Annotated in this window: 2 protein-coding genes, 1 other RNA gene and 1 pseudogene; 1 reads left to right on the top strand and 3 read right to left on the bottom strand. The window is 48.2% G+C overall.

Annotation, left to right across the window (positions count from 1 at the left end; all coding sequences use genetic code 11):
- Positions 1-9 precede the first annotated feature (9 nt).
- Positions 10-405, bottom strand: a transfer-messenger RNA (tmRNA) gene (gene ssrA / locus AC2VE5_RS26445).
- Positions 406-533: 128 nt separating this feature from the next.
- Between ssrA and AC2VE5_RS26440 the strand changes: the two genes are divergently transcribed.
- Positions 534-752 carry a hypothetical protein gene (locus tag AC2VE5_RS26440; protein WP_486890521.1) on the top strand — a complete coding sequence of 73 codons (219 nt, stop codon included), beginning with the start codon at positions 534-536 and terminating at the stop codon, positions 750-752.
- 341 nt (positions 753-1,093) lie between these two features.
- On the opposite strand, the gene AC2VE5_RS26435 is transcribed toward AC2VE5_RS26440, so the two are convergent.
- Together AC2VE5_RS26435 and AC2VE5_RS26430 are read right to left on the bottom strand one after the other, a co-directional pair.
- Entirely contained in the window at positions 1,094-1,681 is a 588-nt protein-coding gene (locus tag AC2VE5_RS26435) for a DUF3611 family protein (RefSeq protein WP_486890519.1), read from the bottom strand.
- A gap of 93 nt (positions 1,682-1,774) precedes the next feature.
- Positions 1,775-1,943: pseudogene (locus AC2VE5_RS26430) on the bottom strand (Coenzyme F420 hydrogenase/dehydrogenase, beta subunit C-terminal domain); the annotation flags it as partial.

The following is a 1,943-nucleotide window of genomic DNA, read 5'->3' as shown; positions in this document are numbered from 1 at the left end:
ATCCAAACAAAATGGAGCTGACGGGAGTCGAACCCGTGTCCGCTTTGGCTATTAGCTCCTCATTCATTCACAGGCTTAGCTGCTCTAGCCCTTGCAGCGGGGATCGTCCCTTATCCCGGACGATGGGATGCTCTGGTAAAGTTCTTAACTAGCAGATCGACCAGAGGCAATCAACTAGAGCATCCGTTGAGGTTTTGTCCATAGCCCTTAACGGAGTCAGACTACAGACGCTCGTCGTTTGATCAACTAGTCGTTAGGCAATAGCAACTGCCTTACGAGCCCGAGCAAAAGGTACGATGTTGTTCGCATGTACTGATTTTGAGCCTTGGATTTACGAGAGATGACTCACTCTCGGCCTGAATCACAAGGGTACGGTCACCAAAACGTCGAAACCGTTTCAGCCCCATGTATCTTGATTCATTATAGTTCGAACAGGGCGGGAGTGTTAGTTCGGGTCTCTTGCCCCTCAGGGTTGCTGGGGAAGATCAAACTTATGTCAAACTAAAAACAACTTCATCATCAGGTTCCTGGGAATGGCAAGCCTCTTTGATCAAGACTTTCAATATTCAGATAGGGCAAAAATGGTCGCACGGGAACTACGGGGATTTCTTTATCCCTTGTACGAAGAGCTCTTAGAAGAAGGATATTCTCCCAGAGAGATCACAGGATTAGTTGCCAATGCAGCGATCAAGGCTGAGAATGAACTGATTGCTGCCTGGGAGGCTTCTAAAATTCCCTCTAAAAAAACCTGATTCAGGAGTGATTCCTTGATTCGACCAAAAATCTAGAAGTTGAGAGGTTCCGAGAGCGGATTTGCCTAGCAGCTATCCGCACTTTCTCGATAAACTGTCTATAGCATCTGTAAAGAGAAGGAATGAAATGAGACTCAAGTCCTGGGAGTCGCCCCGCAGCGGCAGACAACGGAATACGAAATCCAAACAAGCCTCAGCCCGGCTTCGACAACTCAAGAAACGCAATCAGCAACTGCGCAAGCACCTTAAAGCCCCTGATCAACCAGGGGCTTTTTTAGGGCTTAAAACTCTCTAAGGACTAGATTATTGACTGAGAGTTGGTCACAGTTAAACCAGCACATCTACTTAGAATGCCTTGGATGTACACTTTTGAGCAGCCATAGCGCCGCAGCAATCCCGACAAAGTGGGCCGCAATCACGTTGATATTGGCCTGGATTACAAACACATCAAGGGGGCGGATAATCCTTTCAGGGTTATAGACTGCTAGGCCCGTGGGTTGAGTCAGGGCTTTAGCCAGGAGTAATCCGGCTGCTGCTTCTGCCCCTAATATGGTTAAGAACATCCCCACAACACTCACGGTTAAGCTGATCCGCAGAATTTTAATCGTATTTGCTTTTTTAGGGCGCAGGCTGGGATTGGGATCTTCCAACCGTTTAGCAATTCGTGTGTACCGGAAGGCCAGAAAAGCGCTGACGAATAGCACCAGAACCCCGCAAATGGCAAGAAAGATGCCAAAACCAGTCCCAGGATTCGTGGCCTTTTCGTTAAGCTCCTGGCTAGGAATAGTTGAGAATAAGATCGCCACCCCGGAAACCGCGCCCAGGGTCAACTGCAGACCCAGGCTAATCCAGCCAACGACTCGAAACATCGTCGCAATTTGTTGCGTGGCCGGGGAAGACTTGACAGTAGAGCTTAACTTTCTGCTCATGTTGGTTCCCAGAGAAAGAAATCACAATACCCCTTCTCCAAAAGCATAGCTTGACTGACAACGTAGACGAAATTAACCCGTATACCTGATCTCTTAGTCGGGCAGGTCATACTGAGCCACAATCTTCTTGGCATACTCTGGCACGTGGGCTTCTAGTTTCTCGGGATAGTTCCGTTTTACATACAAATAGTTGCGGGTAAAGTGAGAATCAATTGAGAAGCGGGCGTACTCCAGACCCTTGGGGCCAATTTTCTCAATCACC

Source organism: Aliterella sp. E5.1 (genome assembly GCF_057473825.1).
Note: the sequence above shows the minus strand (reverse complement) of the source record. Positions and strands in the feature narration are given on the sequence as shown.

What these genes read in the sequence shown, in the direction of transcription:
- AC2VE5_RS26440 (WP_486890521.1), top strand. Translation starts at nt 534, where the DNA reads ATGGCAAGCCTCTTTGATCAAGACTTTCAATATTCAGATAGGGCAAAA.
- AC2VE5_RS26435 (WP_486890519.1), bottom strand. Translation starts at nt 1,681, where the DNA reads ATGAGCAGAAAGTTAAGCTCTACTGTCAAGTCTTCCCCGGCCACGCAA.